Origin of the sequence: Verrucosispora sp. WMMA2121 (assembly GCF_027460185.1) — a bacterium.
Classification (GTDB): Bacteria; Actinomycetota; Actinomycetes; order Mycobacteriales; family Micromonosporaceae; genus Micromonospora; species Micromonospora palythoicola.
In genome coordinates this window covers 724928-743619 of sequence record NZ_JAPZBH010000004.1, presented here as the reverse complement: position 1 = coordinate 743619, position 18692 = coordinate 724928, and the positions used below count along the sequence as shown (strand labels likewise).

Below are 18692 nucleotides of genomic sequence, written 5' to 3'. Positions count from 1 at the left end.
ACCGGTGCGTAACCTACTCGGGGTAAAGTTCCGGAATGCCGGAACTCGTGTACCCGCCCGTTATCGCCGCCGCCAAGACGATGTTCCGGGTCCTCGACCTCAGGCTCACCGTCGAGGGCGACCACCACGTTCCCCGTACCGGCGGGGCGGTGCTGGCCAGCAACCACGTCAGCTACCTGGATTTCATCTTCTGCGGACTTGGTGCCCTCGAGTCACGGCGACTCGTCCGGTTCATGGCCAAGGACTCGGTGTTCCGGCACCGGGTGTCCGGGCCGTTGATGCGCGGCATGCGACACATCCCGGTGGACCGGCGTGCCGGCGCCGACTCGTACGCCGCCGCGGTCGCCGCGCTGCGCTCGGGTGAGGTGGTCGGCGTGTTCCCCGAGGCGACGATCAGCCGCTCCTTCACCGTCAAGGAGCTCAAGAGCGGAGCCACCCGGATGGCCCGCGAGGCGCAGGTACCCGTGCTGCCGGTCGCGCTCTGGGGCACTCAGCGGCTGTGGACGAAGGGGCGTCCGCGTACGCTCACCCGCCGGCACACCCCGATCACCATCCTGGTCGGCGAGCCGATGGATCCGTCCGGGTACCCGGACCCCGCCACGATGACCGAGGAACTGCGTACCCGGCTGAGGGCGCTTGTCGACCGGGCGCAGCGGGAGTACCCGGACCAGCCGGCCGCACCGGCGGACCGGTGGTGGTTGCCGGCGCACCTCGGCGGCAGCGCGCCGACCCCGCAGGAGGCGGCGGCGCTCGACGCCGGCGACCGGCGTCCCACGACTCGCTGAACAGGTCGAGCCCGCAGGATGCCGGCGGCCTACCGCTGGCCGGATGCCGCGTCGTACGGCTGCGCGTCGACGTGCCTCGGCCGGTAGTAGTCCTCGCGGGAGTGGAACTCCACCGGCAGGGCACCGGGCAGCAGCACCCGGCCCGTGCCGCTGAGCGACGTGGTCCGGGCCAGCCGGGCCAGCGCGTCCCGCTCCGGCGGGGACAGGTCCACCAGCTCCGGCCGGACCAGCCGGAACGTGGCGATCGCGTGGCGCAGCTGCCCGGCGAGTTCGCCGATCCGGTCGCCGGGACCGACCAGGGCGAGCGCCGGCTGCCGGATCGTCCGCAGCGCGTCACAGACCACCAGCAACGTCGCCGGGTTGCCGTCGGCGGCGGGCGCCAACTCCAGCCGCGACGGCCACTGCCAGCGGATCTGCCCGCTGACCAGTGCCGGCAGGCGGGCTGTCCCGCGGTGCCTGACGCCCAGGTCGGTGCGCTGCCGGTCCCCACCGACGTACGTCAGCCGGTGGTCGGTGACGGTGAGCGCCACCGGGGCGGGCAACGACCAGGCGCGGTAGGCGTCGCTGGGACCGAGCAGATACCCGGCCACGTCCACCCGGTGACGGTCGAGCACCTGCTCGCCGCTCGCCGGGACCAGCTCGTGCCGCCGGTCCAGCACCGGGCCGGTACCGTCGTCCACCGCGTCGAATCGGTGCGGTGCGATGAAGAACGGGGACGCGTCATCGTGCATCGTCGGGAACCTCCGGTGCGGACGGCATCTACCCATGAGCCTCGCCGAGACTTCCGCCGCTGTCATGACGCCCGTTAGGGGGTCGGCCGATCGGTCGACGCGCGCGACCGGTAGATACCAATTTCCTCTGGTCGGACGAGTCCGTCCTCGATCGCCCGGGCGAGCAGCGCCGCCTTGGTGGCGGCCGGGCGACCGGCCCGCGTGTACTTGATCCGCGCCCGGTCGACGTACTGCTTCACAGTGTGCTCGCTGATCCGCATCCGCCGGGCCACCGACGCCTTCGACATCGACTGGAACCACAACAGCAGCGCCTCACGCTCCTTGTCGGACAGCATCGGCCGGTCCGGTCGCGGATCACCGACCATCGCGCCGGCCAGCGCCGGCGCGACGTACGGCCGGTCACTCGCCGCGTCCAGCACGGTCGCCACACAATGTTCCCGTCCCTCGTGCTTGGCGAGGAACGCCACCGCACCGGCGTCCAACGCGGCCAGCATCGTCGCCGGGTCGGAGTGTTCTGAGTAGACCACCACCCGCCGTCCGGCGGAACTCAGCTCGGCGAGCTTGTCCAGCACCAGCCGTCCGTGCAAGCGCAGGTCGAGCAGGACCACGTCGGCCTGCGGTGCCGTCCGCAACACCTCGTCCGGATCGTCACCGGTGGCCAGCACGGTCAGTCGGGGCTCGGTGGCGAGCCAGGCGCGCACCCCGTCGATGACCACCGGGTGGTCGTCCACGATCGCCACACCGACGGGCCGTCCCGGCGTCACCGGTGCCAGCGCGTCTGCGTCCATCTGATCTTCCCGTCCCGTTCGTAGAGGTGCTCCACCTGCCCGTCGTCCTCCGCCGGATGCCCGGGGTCGTCCGGGCCCTCCCGGTCGGGTGTTACGAGGCTGACCACCACCTCGTCCGGGCTGGAGACGACGGTCAGCCGGGCCCAGTCCCGTGCGTCCGCGAGTCCGGCGGTGAGCGGATCCGCCAGGCCCCGGCGGATCCGCACCGGCAACGGTGGCGGTGAACCAATTGTGACCAGGTCGATCGGCAGGCCGTTGCGCTCGGCCAGATCGGCTGCGGCCCGCAGTTCGTGCAGCAACGGGTGGGGCACGTCGTCGGACTCGGCGATCAGGCGTCGCAGCCGAGCGGCAGCGCGTACGCAGCGGCGCTGGACCTCCGGGTCGGCCGGATCGGCCTGCCCACGGGCCAACTCGGTGAGCACCTCGCTGGCGGCGCGACTGACCAGGTTCAGCCGCTCGCCCCGCTCGTGCCGGGCACGTTCGGCGGCTTCCCGTTCGGCCACCATCGCATTCGTGGTTGCCGCCGTGGCGGCCCGCTGCCGGGACAGCGCGGCGAGCGCCGCCGCACCGGCGAAGACCGCCACCGGCAACGACGACGTGCCGTAGAGCGCCATCGTGGCCCGAGCCAGATCGGCGGCCTGCGTAGCGCCGTGCAGCACGACGGCGGTCAGCGCGGTGGCCGCGTGCGCGGCCAGCAGGGCGAGCAGCCGGCCCACCGGCCGCCCCCAGAGCGCCACCAGGAAGAACCAGGCGAGAGTGCCCCACACCCAGTTCGCCGGGCTGAACAGATGCGACCGACCGACCGCGGCGAAGACCGCCACGTCCACGACGAGCAGCAGGCCGGCCAGCGGCGCGGCCGGCAGCGGCGTGTCGCGTAGCAGTCGGATGCCGGCGATCACGCCGAGCGCCGCCACGAGCAACCAGCCACCCAGCACCACCGCGGGCACGGCCAGCGCCGATCCGGCGGCCAGCACCGCGGGCAGCCCGATCGCCAGATGCCAGACCAGCGCGATGGTGACCGCGACGATCCGGGCGCCCCGGTCGGAGATGCGGGCCACCGCGGCGGCCGCCCGGACCGCACCGATCTCGTCGGGCGCCGACCTCAGCCGCTGAGCCGGTACCGGACCCGACCGGGTCCGCCACGGGCGGTACACCGCCCTGCCGTACCGCCGCCGAAACCCGGTATCGCGCGTATCGGGGCCGCCCGACAATCGCTCAGCCGACATCCGACCACTCCAGCCGGATCCGGGTGCCCCGACCGGGAGCGGAGTCGACGTCGGCGTGGCCGCCGATCGTCGCCATCCGGCCGCGTACCGACTCGCGCAGACCGTACCGGTGCGCCGGCACTGTGCCCGGGTCGAAACCGGGACCGTCGTCGCTCACCTCGACCGTGACGGTGTCGGCGAACCGCCGCAGTCGCAGTGTCGCCCGCGCGCCGGGAGCATGATTCACCACGTTCGCCAGCGCGGCGTGGGCGCTCTCCGCGACGGCCTCCGCGACCGGTGCCGCCACCGTGCAGGGTGGTAGGTCGGCGGCGACCGGCAGGCCGGGCAGCCGGGCGAGCACCGCCCGGAGGCGCTCGTCCAGCCGGGCCGTCGCGTCGTGCGGCACGGAGCGCGCCTCCGCCAGGGCGGCGAGGGTACGCAGATCGGTGGCACACCGCTCGCGTAGCGCGGGTGAGGGCCCGCTCACCGCGCCCTGCCCGACCATGGTGAGCGTCGCCAGCACCGTGTCGTGCAGGTCGCGGTTCTGCCGTCGTTCCGCCTCCCGCGCGATCCGGGCGACCGTGGCGTTACGGGTGGCCCGCTGCGCGGCCACGAACGCGGTGTCGGCGCGGGCGATACGTCGGCGCATCACCGCGGTCATCATCGCCGTGCAGCCGGTCTGGACCAGCAGGGTGACCGCGTGGGCCCACGCCTCGGTCGGGTTTCCGGCCGTGTGCGCACCCGTGGCGTAGGCGGCGACGACCAGCAGCCCGGCCGGAATGGACAGCCGGGCCGGAGCGGTCGCCTGCGCGTTGATCACGGTGGTGCTCGCCAGCACGGCGATCCAACTCGCCTCGCCGGGCAGCACCTCAGGCGCGACCAGGACCGGAATCGCCAGGCACGCCGCGCTGGTCAGCGCCACGTCGAAGGCGACGAGTGGGGGGCCGAGGCCGTGCCGCCAGGCGCGCGACGCGTACCAGAGCGACCAGGCGGTCAGCACCGCCACCGCCGGTAGCAGCAGTTCCGGACGTACCGGCGGGGTACGCACGGCGAGCGCCACCGGGAGGCAGAACAGCCCGCAGGAGAGCCGCAGCAGCGCCGGCAACCGGGTGAAGATGAACGCGAACGCGCCGGCGGCCGGGCGGTCCACCGTGGTGGGCGACGTGATCGGGTTGGGCAGGGCCGGCATCGGGAAGGCGTCCTTTGCGACAAACGACCCGATCCGGGTGCGCGCTGCGGAGATCGACGCCGGAGAATAACACACGGCAGTGGCCGTGATGACTGTAGGTGACGTCGGGATGGACGCTACGTCGCCCATCCGTCACACTCAGCCGCTGCCGTCCTCGCGGAGCCCCACGCAGTCCTGCTGCCAGAAGGTGGCCGAGTAGACGAACGTGCCGGTCATCCACGGCTCGTAGCCGGAGAGCCTGGCCACCTGGAAGGCGGGGGCCGGAATGCGCAGCGACGGTCGACGAAAGCCCAGGCCACCGGCGGCGGCGAAGCCGAAGCGGGCGTAGAAACGCGGGTCGCCCTCCAGGAAGACCGCCGGCACGCCCCGCTCGTCGAGCAGGCGCAGCCCGTGGGTGACCAGAGCGCCGCCGATGCCGCGCCGCCGCCGGTCCGGTACGACCGCGAGCGGGCTGAGCACCTGCACCGGTACGAGTCGACGTGGCGCGTCGAGCAGGCCGCGGCTGAACAGCACGTGGCCCACGACCTCGTCGTCCTCCTCCGCGACCAGGCTGAGGGCCTCCGGATCGTCGTCCCGCAGCGCCCGCACGAGCGCCGCCACCACCTCGCCGTGGCTGCCGAACGCAAGCCGGTGCAACTCGTTCACGGCGTCCCGATCGGCTGTCAGTTCCTCGCGCAGGCGCATGGCGTGGACGGTACGGCCGGCGGCGCGGCCGGGGCCAGCGATATCCGGAGCCGGCGTGGCATCGTGTTAGATTTACTTGCATCTATGCATGAGGGGGTGGCATGAAGATCCGACTCGCGGTCGGGGCTGTACTCACCGCCGGTCTGGTCGCCGGCAGCGTCGGCGTCGCCGGCCTGGCCGGCGCGGTCCCGAACGCCGAACGTCCATCCGGTGCCCTCGGTGACGCGGCACCCGCGTTGCTCGCCGTCGGCGACTTCGACTTCTCCCGGCCCGAGACGGTCGCCACCGGCCTGCAGGTGCCGTGGGGGATGGACTTCCTGCCCGACGGCAGTGCGCTGGTCGCCCAACGACCCACCGGGCAGGTGGTACGGGTCCGCCCAGGCCAGGCGCCGGAGCCGGTGGTCACCATCTCGGGTGTGACTCCGGTGAGCGAGGGTGGCCTGCTCGGGCTGGCCTTGTCGCCGACCTACGCTCAGGACGGCTGGATCTACGTCTACTTCACCACCGCGACCGACAACCGGATCGCCCGGTTCCGGCTCACCGCACCGCAGACCCAGCAACCGATCCTCACCGGGCTGAACCGGGCGGCGATCCACAACGGCGGCCGGATCGCGTTCGGACCCGACGGCATGCTCTACGTCGGAGTGGGCGACGCCGGACAGACCGCGTCGGCGCAGGACCCGCAGAGCCGCAACGGCAAGATCCTGCGCATCCGACCCGACGGCACCGTTCCGCCGGACAACCCGACCGCCGGGTCACCGGTATACAGCCTCGGCCACCGCCACGTGCAGGGGCTGGCCTGGGACGCCCAGGGGCGACTGTATGCCACGGAGTTCGGTCAGAACACCTGGGACGAAATCAACCTGATCGTCGCCGGCGGCAACTACGGATGGCCCACGGTGGAGGGAAGGGTCAACGACCCCCGCTTCCGTGACCCACTGCTCACCTGGACCCCGGCGGAGGCGTCACCGAGCGGTGCGGCGATCGCCGGGAACCGGCTCTTCGTGGCCAGCCTGCGCGGCAACCGGCTGTGGAACGTGCCGCTGAACACCTCCGGCGGCGTCGGCACCCCCACCGCCGAACTGACCGGCAGCTACGGGCGACTGCGCACCGTCGAGTACGGTCCGGACGGTTGGCTCTGGGTCACCACCAGCAACCGGGACGGCCGGGGCACACCGGCCGCGACAGACGACCGTATCCTGCGCTTCCCGCCCCGCGACGGCACCACGCCACCCCCGACCACGCCGCCCCCGCCGCCTCCCCCTCCCACCACGCCGCCTCCCACGACGCCGCCGCCGACCACCGGGCCCGCGGGCTGCGCGGTGAGCTGGACGGTCAACCAGTGGAACACCGGCTTCACCGCGGACGTCCGGGTCACCAACCGGGGTGCCGCCCTGACCGGCTGGACCGTGACCTGGTCCTTCGGCGGCAACCAGCAGGTCACCAACGCCTGGAACGCGCAGGTCACCCAGTCCGGCAGGAATGTGACCGCCCGCAACGCGGCCTGGAACGGCAGCCTGCCGACGAACGGCACGGTGAGCTTCGGCTTCCAGGCCACCTACTCCGGCACCAACGACCGCCCCACCGACTTCCAGCTCAACGGCACCCCCTGCCAGCCCAACTGACCACCGGCCTCGGACGCCGCATGCCAGACCGAGCCAATCTTGGACAGTTTCCGTGACGCGCTAACGGAAACTGTCCAAGATTGACGGTGACGTGGCCTGGCGGCGGCTGTTCGGTCCGCGCGCCTGGGTGCGGAAGGATGGCGGCATGCTGCGATCGCCCCGCGCGCTCCTGTTGGACTTCGGCGGTGTCCTGGCCGACGCTCCACGACAGCCACCGGCGCCACCGGAACTGGTGCGTCGGTTGTTCGACCTGATCGGCGGCACCGTGTCGGCCGAGCAGATCGCCGCCGACGTGACCGAGGGCGGCCGGGCCTACGCGCGGTGGCGCGACGACGCCGGCCGCTCGGATGATCCCGTCGAACTGCCACACGCGCAGGTGTGGGCGAACTTCGTCACCGGCACCTGGCCCGGAGCGGCGCGCACGGCGGTCGAGGAAGCGGCGACCCCGCTGGCGTACGCCTGGGCGTGGCGATCGGAGTGGCAGGTCCGCCCGGGGATCCTGGAGGCGTTGCGGGCCGCGGCCGTCGCGGATCTACCCATGGCGGTGGTCAGCAACGCGCTCTGCGGGGCGGCACATCGGGATTTCCTCGCCACTGCCGGGCTGTCCGACCTGTTCGTGGCCGAGTTCTACAGCGACGAGGCCGGGCTCCGTAAGCCCAATCCCCGCCTGGCCTGGCTGGCGGCCGACGCCGTCGGCATACCGATCGGCGACTGCTGGTTCGTCGGCGACAGCGTGCACCGCGACGTGGCCTGCGCTCGTCGAGCCGGTGCCGGCGCCGCGATCCTGATGCGCTCGCCCCGCACCGACCGCGAGCCGTCCCCACCCGACCTGCGACCGGACGCCCGGATCGAGGACGGTCACGGCCTACTCGCCCTCCTGCGACAGCCCGGGCGCGTTGTCGCAGGCTGACGACGAGGAGACGGGAGGCGCGCCCGGCAGGATTCGAACCTGCGGCCTTGGGATTAGAAGTTGAATCCGGGTCGTGAGCCCGGGTGCTTGGCAGTCCGCAGGGGTGTCTATCTGTCCAGCTAGATGCCCCTGCGGATCCCGGGCCATGCTGCTCAGTATTGCCAGGTGATCAAACGTCCGGGCTCACACGGGGCTCACTGGTGCGCGGCAACGGAGACCGGTCCGGGGCAGGTGAAGGCTGCGGGAGATCTCCGGGTGGGCCGGGGAGTAGCCCCCGCAACGGGGACTGGCCGGGGTGGGCCGGTGACGGCGGTGAGATCCCGGTTGGTCCGGTAGAAGTCCTCGCGCCCGGAACGGAGGCCGGCCCGGGTGGGCTGGCCAAGGCGGACGACGCGTTGATGTTCGGAGGCCAGTGGGACATTTTCCCGCAACGGTGACCGGCCGTCGTAGGCCGGTGAAGGGGACCCCGGACCCGTCGAGGTTCGGTTCGACCCCATAGCCGCAACGGTGACCGGCCGTCCGTCGTAGGCCGGTGAAGGGGTTCGTAATGTACGGACGAGCGGGCTTCGCTTTCCTGCGCCATCGAATCCTGCTCAGCTGACCAGCACCCTCCGTCACCACCGAATGTGAGACAGAGCCGAAATCGACACACTCCCTCTCGTCGCCGAAGGTCATCACGTCCAGCGTCCGGCCCTGCCTGGCCAGCAGGACGATGCCGGCGAACACCACGGCCGCCACCCGGGGGCAGCGCCCCCAGGTGACGGCCCCGAAGTCGCCCATCGACCAGAACAGCAGCGTGCTGGTGGCCTTGCTGTCCGGCGAAAAGTACACGATCATCGCCATCAACGACTGGAAACCGAACGACATCACCACGCCGGTCAACACGAGTCGCAGCGGGGCGAGCCCGGCCCGAGTCCAGGACGCCAGGAACAACCAGCGCGGTGGCCGCCACCGCTCCGACAAAGGCTCCCGCGAGACGGCGTACACGGCGGCGGCGAGCCCGCCGGAGACGGTGACGGCGACCGCACCGACCGAGGCGCCGAGGAGACACCCAGCATTTACGGTCCGCGAGAGCGTTGCGCACCAGCACTTGGAGGGCAACCCCGACAGCGCCGAGCCGGCACCCACCCAGGCCGCCAGCAGCACCCCGGGCGTACGGATCTGCCAGTCGATCTGGTACCGGGTCACCTCGTCGGCGGAGATCGTGCCACCGGTCACGCCTGCCCACAGGTAATGCGCGGTCGCCGATGGGGGGATGACGGCAGCGTTCAGACCGATCACCACCACCGCGGAGACGAGCAGGCCGAGGACATGCAGCCCGATCGCTAACCCGGTGATCGTGCCTGCTTGGCCCCGGTGGTTGGTCAGTGGTCTGCGCCGGTCGATTGGCAGCGCAAGGTGGCCCGGTCGGTTGGGTTCGCGGGCGTGGCACCGCGTCGCCGGGGTCGACTGGTCGCGTCCGCCGATTGGCGCAGGAGAGGCCATGATCGTTCGGATGCTCGCTATTGCAAATGAGCTTCGTTTTCGATGATGATGGCGATCCACCTACTGAGGAGCGTCGTAGCATGGAACCTCTCCGGCGTTGGATGCGCCGACCTATGACAATGAGCCGAGCCCTCGCTGCCCTGCTGGCAGTGGCCGTGGCGGGAACGGGCGTCGTGTTGCTTCCGCGGGCTTCGGCCGGTGCGGCGGATGGGCCAGCCCCGCCTCCGGCGCAGAAGACGGTGATCGCCGACGTCCACGCGGACGCGATCGCCACGTTCTGGGACGATGGTTCGCTGCAACTCGGCAGCAAGGCCGACATACCGGACGTGGGTACGCGCTATGACGCCGACAAGGTGTGGTTCCACATCGACAACGACTCCTACGTGGCGCAGTTGCCGGCCGGTTATGAGTTCGTCGCGCCAGCGGGCGCAGCGGTGTGGATGATCCCTGAGACCCAGGCGCCGGGTCAGTTGTGGGCCGGGTTCTCCACCGAGTCGGTGCCGGCGGGAACGCTCGACAACGACGACACGACGCTGACGCTGGTGGATGTCGAGGGTCCAGGCGATGTCGAGGTGTGGCAGGGCGGCGCGCTCGGCCAGCAGGTGCGGCGGTTGTGGTCCAGCGACGAGGACGTCAAGTCCTTCACTCTCGGGCGGGTGCATATGCATGCCAACTGGGCGTTCACCGCGCCCGGTTCGTATGACCTGACCGTGCGTGCGGGCGCCGCTGTCGGCGCCGCGCCGGTGAGTGACACCGCGACGTACACGTTCATCGTCGGCGACGCGCCGGTGCAGGTGGCGACCACGACGTCGGTGTCGGCGTCGGCGACCACGCTGACCGCGGGTGACTCGGTCACCTTGACCGCGAACGTCGTACCCGCCAGCGTGAGCGGTTACCTGGAGTTCCGGGACAACGGCAACGTGATCGGTCACGCACCGGTCGTCGCGGGTTCGGCCAGCATGGTCACGACTCCGGCCGTCGGCTCCCACTCGATGACGGCGCGGTTCGTCCCGGCCGTCAGCAACCTGGCTGCGACCTCGACCTCAGATCCCGTGACCGTCCAGGTCACCGACCCGTCGGGAGTTCCGTTCACGGTCGAGCTGGACAAGGCGTCGTATGTCGGGGGCGAGACCATGACCGCGACGATGAAGGGCTTCACGTTGAGTGAAGGCCAGAATGTCACCTGGTCGATTCGTGGTACCGGCGGCGGCAGCGGCATCGCCTTCAGTGGCCTCGGTCCGGACGCGGCGACGGGTACGGCTGTGTACCGCGTGGAGGCGAGCGACAACACGCGGGAGATCCGCGCCAACGTCCGTCAGGGCACCACGGTCATTTCCTCGACCCCGTGGGTGCGTCTGAACGTCGCCAACGCGGTGCCGGCGATTCAGGGCCAGTTCATCGGTGACGGTCGTAACCTGTACATGGGCGACGACATCAAGATTCAGCTCACGGACAACCGGGCGCTCGAGGAAGGTGAGACGATGCGGCTTGCCCGCCTCGCGGCGGCCTCGTCCGGGCGGTGGGGCGCCTCCGGGTTCGGTATGGGCCTGGACGGCGACGTGCTGTCCGTCGAGCCGCCGGACGCGAACTTCACCGGCTACGCGTCGTACGCCCTCCAGATCGTCAAGAACGGGATCGTCATCGCCCAGTCCGACGTCTTCCGCGGCGAGATCAAGTGGAACCACGCGGTGGTCTCCGGCCTTCAGCCGGTCTACCGCGCCGGCAGCTCGTTCGACCTGACGCTGGATGAGTTCTACCCGAACACCGACAACCTGACCCACTTCGCCTGGACGATCCGGCCCAGCGCCAGCAACACCTCCAGCAAGGTGGTGCTCGCCGAATCGGACAACATCGAGGACGTACGCCATCTCAGGTACGAGAACATCCCGGCGGAGTGGAACAACTGGCACCTCGACTTCGACGCCTACCGCACCTACGCGCACAGCGGCAGGACGGTCCAGGTCAACGACTTCTTCCGGCCGCTCGTCCGGTCCCTGCAGGTGCGGCAGCTCAACCCGGACGAGCAACTGCTCTTCCTGCGCGCGCTGCCCGACCACTACCACACCGGCAACACCGTGAAGTTCGACCTGGTGGCCGACCCCACCCTCGCGACCGAGGACACCGTACGGTGGGAGTGGAAGTGGCCCGGCAGCGAACAGTGGTACGACATGGGCCTGACCGGCGTCTACCACGAGTACACCGCCGAGCAGGGCCTCAACGGTGCACAGGTTCGCGCGGAGGTGACCTTCGGCAACGGCGAGCGGATGATCACGGATCCGGTGACCATCGTGATCGACGACCATGGCGGTGCGTCGGGCCGCCGCCCCACCGTCGTTGGTGCGACCAACCACCAGGTGGGTGACCAGGTCACCTTGAGGGCCGAGGTCCAGGGGGCGCCGACCGCGCTCACCCAGTTCCGCTGGTTCCGTCAGCGGACCGGCGAGACCGAGCCAAGCGTGATGCCGGGCGAGAACGGCGCCTCACTGTCGTTCACCGCGTCCGCGGCCGATGACGGCGCGCGGTACCGGGTCGCGGTCATCACCCCGGCCGGCCGGATCGCCTACGACCCCGCCAACACCCTCACGCTGTCCGTGAGGCCGGCTGCCGACCCCAAACCGACAGTGACGGTGACCGGGCTCGCCGACCGCTATGACAGCGGTGATGCCGTGACCCTGACCGCCACCACCGACCCGGCGCACGGTGATGCTCGCTACGAGTGGGCGACGCGCGCGGCCGGGGCATCGGAATGGTCGGTCGTGCCGAATATCACCGGTCCGTACCGCTTCACCGCCACGGCAGAGATGGATGGGCTGGAGATCGTGGTGCGGGTCTACGACGGTGACACGCTGCTCGCCGAATCAGCTCCCGTGACCGTGCGTGTCACCAACGGCGGCGGGGAGCCGGAACCCCCGAGCGGTGCGTCCCAGAACATTGTCGCGACCATCGACGACTCCGCCGGAGCCCTGGTCATGTCCGTCGACCCTGACGACCGGGAGGTCAATCTCCCGGCGATGACGCTCGCCACCGACGGGACGTCCTGGGCGGCATCCGGTCAGCTACGGCCGGTTTTGGTAACGGACACGCGGTCCGGATCGCCGGGCTGGTCCGTATCCGGCCAGAGCTCCGGTTTCGCGGCGACCAACGCGTCGTTCTCCGGACGCTATCTCGGCTGGGTACCAACAGTGACGGCTCAGGCGACCGGTGGAGGAGTCGAGCCTGGCGCGCCCGTGCCCACCGGCTTCCCCGATGGAGACGGCCTGTCCGTCAGCCGCCTCCTGGCTATCGCCACACCCGGAGAGGGCCTGGGCAGTACTCGACTGGCCGCCACGCTGGAACTGCGTGTGCCCACCCACACCGAGGCAGGTGTCTATCGAGCGACCCTGACCTTTACCGCGATCTGAACCCCTCCATCCGGGTCGCTTCATCGAACTGATCTCGTTGGCAATGCACTTGGTCGCTCTGCTGCGGACGTGCCAGCGCCCGCAGCAGAGCGACCGCCTGTCTGCCCCGAATAGCGGGGAGGCCCGTGCTTGTGGCCGGCGCTCTCGCCGGGATCACCGGCGCGACCACCGGCCTGACGTTCGTGATCGCACCCATCGCCGGTACCGCTCTCTATGAATTCGGGAGCGCGATGCCGATTGTCGCCGGAACGGTGATCATGGCCGCCGTCGTCACCGTCTTCGTCCACCCGCACTTCCGGCGCATCCCCCCACCGGCGTCAGGACTGCCCCCAGCGTGAGTCCCTTCGCGACGATGCCGCGATCAGGGTGTCGTCAACCGTGTGGGTGCGCGTGTCGGACACCTCCGCCGTAGCGCTGCGGGCTGACGGAAGCACCCCCCGGCGCAGGAGGTGACGCCGGGTCCCACGGTGCCCGGCAGTCTTTCCGGCGGCACCGGCCTGACGACCGGCTGTGTCCTCGGATCGGCGCCGGCCGCGGAACCGCTCAACTGGACGCCGGTCTTCGGCTGGATCTGCCCACCGACACCGCTCCCGGCACCTACGCCGCCACCCTCGCCCTCACCGCGATCTGACCCGGGCCGGAGTCGGGTCACGACGAGTTGTTGGCGGATGTCGCAGTAGCCTGCGACATCCGCCACAGCGAGGAGTGAGGTGATCTCGTCCGGACGGACCTCCCCGTGTTCGGTCTAAAGATCGCCGCCCTGCTGCCACTGGTGGCAAGCAGGGCGGCGAGGAAGCCCGGATCAGCGGGCTACCGCGCGTACCACGTCCATTGGGCCGACGACCGCGTCGAGACCGGCTGCGGACAGTTCGGCGATGATCGCCTCCGGTGATACGACAAACCACTGGTAGGCGGCCGTGATCTCGCGTACCAATTGGCCGTCTTGGTCGAGCACCTGGTAGCGCATCCGCCACCGCAGAGTGTCTGGTCCGTCCGGCTGTGCCGCTCCGCTGCCCACATAGGTGTGGTCACCCACCCGCACCCTCACGAACTCCGCCTCCGGAATCTCCATCGGCTCTGCCGGCGGTTGCGCGTTGACCACCAGGGGCGCACCGTCGGCGAGCCGGTCGCGCAGCCGCCCCCACAACTCGCGACGGGCGGGCGGTGCCAGATGCCCGATCATGTTCATCGCGACCCCGCCGCCGATCCGGTCCGGCAGGGGGACGTCCTGCGCTGCGGCGGCCACCACCGTGACCCGCTCCCGCAACTCGGGGACGGGGCCGAGTCGGCAGAGCAGGGCCGCGCGCTGGACGGCCGACGGCTCGACCGCCAGGATCCGCGCAGCCGGCAACACCTCGGCGATGAGCTGGGTCCCGAGCCCGCTGCCCGCTCCGAGGTCCACAATGGGGCCCGCCTGCGGTGCGGCGCCGGCCAACGCGGACCGTACCGGATCACGCAGCGCCTGCCACGCGTCGAGACTGAGCAGGTCGAGGAACTCGCCCGAGTCGTGGTATTCGTCGCCGTTCATCCGCACCCTCTCGTAGTGGTTGTCGCTGATGCGACCGGCGGTGAAGACGAGGTCGCCTCCACCGCCGGTCACCGGGATGTCAGTGCGCCGACAGCGTGCCGCTGATCTCGTTCGGGACCGCGTCGAGCGTCACCGATCCGACGACCTTGCCGGTGCTGAGGTCGAGCCGGTGCACCTGCTTTGTGGCGGGCTCGGTGATGTAGGCGTCGTCACCGCGGACGAACAGGGCCGGGCGCGGCTCCTGCCACTGCATCGGTTCCTGCCACGCGCCGACCACCGGCCACGAGTTGGTCAGCTTGCCGGAGGCGGGGTCGACCACGTGCAGCTTGCCGTCGGTGCCGAGGATCAGGCCCTCGCCCTGCGGACCGCGGGCCAACGAGCGGAAGCTGTAGCTGACGCCCTCGGGCATCGGCACGACCTGGAGCTTCTGGGCCGCCGTGTCGATGAGCGCGAACTGCTCGGGGAACTCGCGCTCCGCGTCCGGCTCGACCTTGTAGTCGCCGAGCAGGACGGGCGACTTCTCGCTGCCCACCTGGGTGGCGACGGCGCCGTACGCACCCGCGCTCCTGACCTTCACGAAGGCACCATTCTTGAACAGCAGTACGCCGTCCGTGCAGCCGAGGCCCACGACCTCGCCCTGGGCGACCGCCTCGCCGTGCACGCCGGGGCACTCCTCGCTGCGGGCGATCTCCTTGCCGTCCTTGTCCAGCGCGATAGCTCCCGGGCGCGACTCCTCCGTGCCGAGGGTCACGACCAGGGTGCCGTCGGCGAGTTCCACGGCCACGCCGTGGTGCGGCTGCGCGGTCTTGTACTGGCGTCCCTCGGGCTTGCCGTCGGCGAGGGTCTTCGGGTCGAAGCTGTGCACCTCGCCGGTGCCGTCGGTGAACAGCACGGTGCGGTCGCCGTGCAGCACCACGTGGCCGGGCTTGGGGCCTGCATAGTTGATGTCCGTCATCTCGCCGGCGCCCGCGTCGAGGACCTGGAACCCGGACTCGGTGGAGACGAAAACGTTTGTGTCGTTGCCGGCCGGGTTGACCCGGTTGAAGCCGGGCAGGGCGACGTTGTGCGCCACCTTCAGCGCCTCGCCGTCGAGCACGTAGATGCCGCCGTCGTAGGTGATCGCCACCGGCTCCTGCACCGAGGCCGCGGCGGACGAGCTGGCCGACGGTGCGTTGCCCTCGTCCGCATCGGACGCGCACGCGGTGAGCGCCAGCGTGGCGGCCACCAGGGCGGCCGCGCCGCTGATTCTGCGATGCCTCACGAACTACTCCTCAATTGCAACTGACAATCATTTCTATTAACTCTACACGGGGTGCTTCCCGGCCCGACGTGGGGGTGTGTCAACCGGAGAGGCCGCCGATGATCGCCTCGGCGTTGAAGCGCATCATCGCCAGGTAGCTGGGGGCGCCGCCGTCGGCTTCACTGAGCGACTCCGAGTACAGGGCGATCACCTTGACGTTGATGTCTGCCTCCGAGACGAGCACCTCGGCGAGCCGGGCCGGCTGTGAGGTGTCGACGAAGATCGCCGGCACCCGGTGGGTCCGGATGGCGGTGACCAGCGAGGCGAGATCCGACGAGCTCGGCGACGCGAGCGTCGTGCCGCTCGGGATGATCGCGCCGATGATCGTGAAGTCGTAGCGATCGGCGAGATAGCCGAACACGTGGTGGTTGGTGACCAGGACCCGACGCTCCGGCGGGATGGCGGCGAACCGCCGCGCGAGGTCCGCATCCAGCTCGCCGACCCTCTTCGCGTACGCCTCCGCGCGCTCCCGCACCGCGCGGGCGTCCACCCCGTCGACGTGCTCGATGATGTCGTCGGCGAGCAGCCCCACCGCCGTGACCACCCGCTCCGGATCCGTCCAGAAGTGCGGATCCGGCAGGCCGGCGGCGTCGCCGTCCTGGTACTCCATCGAGTCGATCCTGGCACCCACCTCGACGGTGTGGACGCCCTCGGCCTTCGCCGACTCGACGTGGCGCAGGACGCCCTCTTCGAGTCCCAGGCCGTTGTAGACGACCAGGTCGGCCGTCTGCATGGTGTGCGCCTCCCGGGCCGAGATGGCGAACGAGTGCGGGTCGGCGTTCGGTTTCATCAGCACGCTCACCTCGGCCTCGTCGCCGACGATCTCGTTGACGACGTCGCCGAGGATGTTCGTGGTCACCACGATGCGGGAGTCGTCCCGTGAGGCGCAGGCCGCGCCGCCGGTCAGCAGGGCACCGACGAAGAGCATCGCGAGAAGCTGTCGTGCTCTCATCGGCCGACCTCCACGGCGAGATCCGGTCGTTCGGTGACCTGCAGCGCGCGGGCGGTGCGTAGCCCGTCGCGGTAGTCGATCTCGTGGATGACCTGGGCCTTCGGATCGGCCAGGTAGGCGCGGTCGATGTCCAGCGTCAGGCTGGCGGCGCGCAGCGGCTTCTCGGCGAGGATCTTGCCGGTCTCGAGGTCATAGCTGATCAGGTTCTCGGACGCGTCGAGGGCGAGCACCGTACTGCCGTCAGCAGGTGACGCAGCGGCCACCAGTTCGCGGCCGGTGGCCGGCACGTACCGCAGGGTGGCCTTGGCGGCGTTCACCGACCAGATGCCGGCCTGGTCGGCCACCGCGGCCTCGTTGCTGCGCGGGCGGTAGCCGAACCCGTCCGACGCCACCGGTGTCCGCGGGGAGGCCAGCGTCTTGGCGGCGAGCTTGTCGCCCTCCAGCTTGACCCGTACGAAACTGTCCGCACAGGCGAAGACCGCGCCGCCACGCAGGACGGCCCACCCACGGGGCGCCGCGCAGGGCACCTCGAAGGCACCTGTCGGCTGGCCCTTCGCGTCCATGGCGACGATGCGGTCGGCCGGCCGCCGGGGATCGTCGCCCAGGGCGACGAGGAGCTGCTCGGCGTACGGTACGGCCAGCGGCGTGGAGCTCTTCGAGTCGATCGTGGCCAGTTTGGCGACCTTGCCGGCCTCGAGTTCGCGTCGGTCGAGGACCGTCACCTTCCCGTCGGTGGTGCCGACCGTGGTGTGGGCCTCGAAACCGGCGATCGTCCGGACCGGTGCGTCGAGCGACAGCGTGCCCACCGACCGGGACGGTGCCCGGTAGTAGTGGACGTGGTCGACATGGTCGACAGTCCACACTCCGGCGTCGACGATCTCGAGGGTGCGGTCGCCGCCGTCGACGTAGACGAAGCGGCCGTCCTCGGTGAGCTGTTCGGCACCGACCGACAGCCCGATCTCGTTCTCCGCACTGGTGCGCAGGTCGAGCAGGCGCAGCCGCTGGGCGCCGCGGGTCGCGTACGCGATTGTCGACTGCGCTTCGGCCAGTTCCTCGGCGCCCTCGACGTAGCCGTGCGGCGTCTCCTCGACGTCCTGTGGTTGTTGTCCTGTCGAGCCGCACGCGGAGATCGCGAGCGTGAGGCCCAGGGCGGCCACGCCGAGGAGCCTTCCGGTGGTGCTGGTGATCACGAAGATCCTTCCGGTGCGGGGATGGGGGGGAGCGTGGGGACCGATGACCGATGGCGTCGCGCTGCGGTCGTGACCCGTCGCACGCCGAGAATCCCGAAGAACATCGCTACCGCGACGGCGGCGATCGTGGCGCCGGCAGCGGTCGCCGCGTACCAGGAGATCCACAGACCGATCACGGTCGCGACCGAGCCGATGCCGAAGCTGGTGAGCATCACCGCCGGCAGTCGGCGCGCCACGAGCATTGCCGCCGCCGAGGGCGCGATAAGCATCCCGAAGGCGAGCAGTGTGCCGACGACGCTGAAGGCGACAGCCATCGTGATGGTGAGCAGGGCCAGCATGACGGCGTTGGCGACCTCGGGGCGCAGGCCGAGGGTCCGGGCCTTGCGCGGGTCGAAGGTGAGCGCCAGGAACGGTCGGTAGCAGATGGCGGAGGCCACCGCGACGACGGCGACCGCGGCGGCGAGCAGCAGCAGGTCGGGCCACCGGATGGCCAGCACGTCACCGAAGAGGAAGGCGGTCAGGTCGGTGGCGAACGACCGCGAGTGCGACACGACGATCACCCCGACCGAGAGCATCCCCACGAACAGCAGCCCGATGCTGGTGTCGCGCCCGAACTCGCGGCTGTGCCGTAGGGCGTTGACGCCGAGCGCCATGGCGAACGCGCTGGCGGCCGCCCCGACGACGAGGTTGCCGCCGAAGATGGATGCGATGGCGACACCGGGCAGCATGCCGTGGCTCATCGCCTCGCCGAGAAAGGTCATGCCGCGGGCGATCACCCACACGCCGACCAGGGCGCACACCGCGGCCAGCAGGATGCCGCCGATCAGCGAGCGGACGACGAAGGACACGGTGAACGGTTCGAGGAGTGACGCCATCACCGGGTCGACTATAGTGCAATTGATAATCGATATCATTTGGG

Annotated in this window: 16 protein-coding genes and 1 pseudogene; 6 read left to right on the top strand and 11 right to left on the bottom strand. The window is 70.5% G+C overall.

Translation table 11 applies throughout. The features are described 5' to 3' along the window. Positions 1 to 35 precede the first annotated feature (35 nt). A complete protein-coding gene (locus O7605_RS04130; protein WP_269737980.1) occupies positions 36 to 785 on the top strand; it encodes a lysophospholipid acyltransferase family protein in 750 nt (249 codons plus the stop codon). A gap of 29 nt (positions 786 to 814) precedes the next feature. On the opposite strand, the gene O7605_RS04125 is transcribed toward O7605_RS04130, so the two are convergent. From O7605_RS04125 to O7605_RS04105, 5 genes are all read right to left on the bottom strand, one after another. Then, positions 815 to 1516: a hypothetical protein gene (locus O7605_RS04125; RefSeq protein ID WP_269737979.1), complete on the bottom strand. Its 702-nt coding sequence runs from the start codon at positions 1514 to 1516 to the stop codon at positions 815 to 817. 74 nt (positions 1517 to 1590) lie between these two features. Then, positions 1591 to 2304: a response regulator transcription factor gene (locus O7605_RS04120; protein ID WP_269737978.1), complete on the bottom strand. Its 714-nt coding sequence runs from the start codon at positions 2302 to 2304 to the stop codon at positions 1591 to 1593. Then, positions 2277 to 3410 carry a hypothetical protein gene (locus O7605_RS04115; RefSeq protein WP_269738702.1) on the bottom strand — a complete coding sequence of 378 codons (1134 nt, stop codon included), beginning with the start codon at positions 3408 to 3410 and terminating at the stop codon, positions 2277 to 2279. The genes O7605_RS04120 and O7605_RS04115 overlap by 28 nt, the downstream gene beginning before the upstream one ends. Before the next feature lie 109 nt (positions 3411 to 3519). After that, a complete protein-coding gene (locus O7605_RS04110) occupies positions 3520 to 4698 on the bottom strand; it encodes a sensor histidine kinase (RefSeq protein WP_269737977.1) in 1179 nt (392 codons plus the stop codon). A 138-nt stretch (positions 4699 to 4836) separates the two neighbouring features. Then, positions 4837 to 5382 carry a GNAT family N-acetyltransferase gene (locus O7605_RS04105; RefSeq protein ID WP_269737976.1) on the bottom strand — a complete coding sequence of 182 codons (546 nt, stop codon included), beginning with the start codon at positions 5380 to 5382 and terminating at the stop codon, positions 4837 to 4839. A gap of 101 nt (positions 5383 to 5483) precedes the next feature. Between O7605_RS04105 and O7605_RS04100 the strand changes: the two genes are divergently transcribed. Both O7605_RS04100 and O7605_RS04095 read left to right on the top strand, forming a co-directional pair. After that, a complete protein-coding gene (locus tag O7605_RS04100; protein ID WP_269737975.1) occupies positions 5484 to 7007 on the top strand; it encodes a PQQ-dependent sugar dehydrogenase in 1524 nt (507 codons plus the stop codon). A gap of 145 nt (positions 7008 to 7152) precedes the next feature. Beyond that, on the top strand, positions 7153 to 7917 hold the full coding sequence (locus O7605_RS04095) for an HAD family hydrolase (protein WP_269737974.1): 765 nt from the start codon (positions 7153 to 7155) through the stop codon (positions 7915 to 7917). Positions 7918 to 8100: 183 nt separating this feature from the next. On the opposite strand, the gene O7605_RS32060 is transcribed toward O7605_RS04095, so the two are convergent. Further along, positions 8101 to 9402 carry an iron chelate uptake ABC transporter family permease subunit gene (locus O7605_RS32060; protein WP_443083896.1) on the bottom strand — a complete coding sequence of 434 codons (1302 nt, stop codon included), beginning with the start codon at positions 9400 to 9402 and terminating at the stop codon, positions 8101 to 8103. 239 nt (positions 9403 to 9641) lie between these two features. On the opposite strand from O7605_RS32060, the gene O7605_RS04085 reads away from it, so the two are divergent. The 3 genes and pseudogenes from O7605_RS04085 to O7605_RS32055 all read left to right on the top strand — a co-directional run. After that, entirely contained in the window at positions 9642 to 12803 is a 3162-nt protein-coding gene (locus O7605_RS04085; RefSeq protein WP_269737972.1) for a choice-of-anchor M domain-containing protein, read from the top strand. Between the two features lie 125 nt (positions 12804 to 12928). Then, a complete protein-coding gene (locus O7605_RS04080; RefSeq protein WP_269737971.1) occupies positions 12929 to 13141 on the top strand; it encodes a hypothetical protein in 213 nt (70 codons plus the stop codon). A gap of 105 nt (positions 13142 to 13246) precedes the next feature. Then, a pseudogene (locus O7605_RS32055) lies at positions 13247 to 13434 on the top strand (choice-of-anchor M domain-containing protein); the annotation flags it as partial. 171 nt (positions 13435 to 13605) lie between these two features. On the opposite strand, the gene O7605_RS04075 reads toward O7605_RS32055, so the two are convergent. The 5 genes from O7605_RS04075 to aztB form a co-directional block, all read right to left on the bottom strand. Then, a complete protein-coding gene (locus O7605_RS04075) occupies positions 13606 to 14403 on the bottom strand; it encodes a class I SAM-dependent methyltransferase (protein ID WP_269737970.1) in 798 nt (265 codons plus the stop codon). A gap of 7 nt (positions 14404 to 14410) precedes the next feature. Then, entirely contained in the window at positions 14411 to 15592 is a 1182-nt protein-coding gene (gene aztD / locus O7605_RS04070) for a zinc metallochaperone AztD (protein ID WP_269737969.1), read from the bottom strand. A gap of 79 nt (positions 15593 to 15671) precedes the next feature. Further along, positions 15672 to 16583 (bottom strand): zinc ABC transporter substrate-binding protein AztC, encoded by a 912-nt coding sequence (aztC, locus tag O7605_RS04065; protein ID WP_269737968.1) that lies wholly within the window; start codon positions 16581 to 16583, stop codon positions 15672 to 15674. Further along, entirely contained in the window at positions 16580 to 17773 is a 1194-nt protein-coding gene (locus tag O7605_RS04060) for a hypothetical protein (protein ID WP_269737967.1), read from the bottom strand. Before O7605_RS04060 ends, aztC begins: the two co-directional genes overlap by 4 nt. Then, positions 17770 to 18687 carry a zinc ABC transporter permease AztB gene (aztB, locus tag O7605_RS04055; protein WP_269737966.1) on the bottom strand — a complete coding sequence of 306 codons (918 nt, stop codon included), beginning with the start codon at positions 18685 to 18687 and terminating at the stop codon, positions 17770 to 17772. The genes O7605_RS04060 and aztB overlap by 4 nt, the downstream gene beginning before the upstream one ends. Positions 18688 to 18692 lie beyond the last annotated feature (5 nt).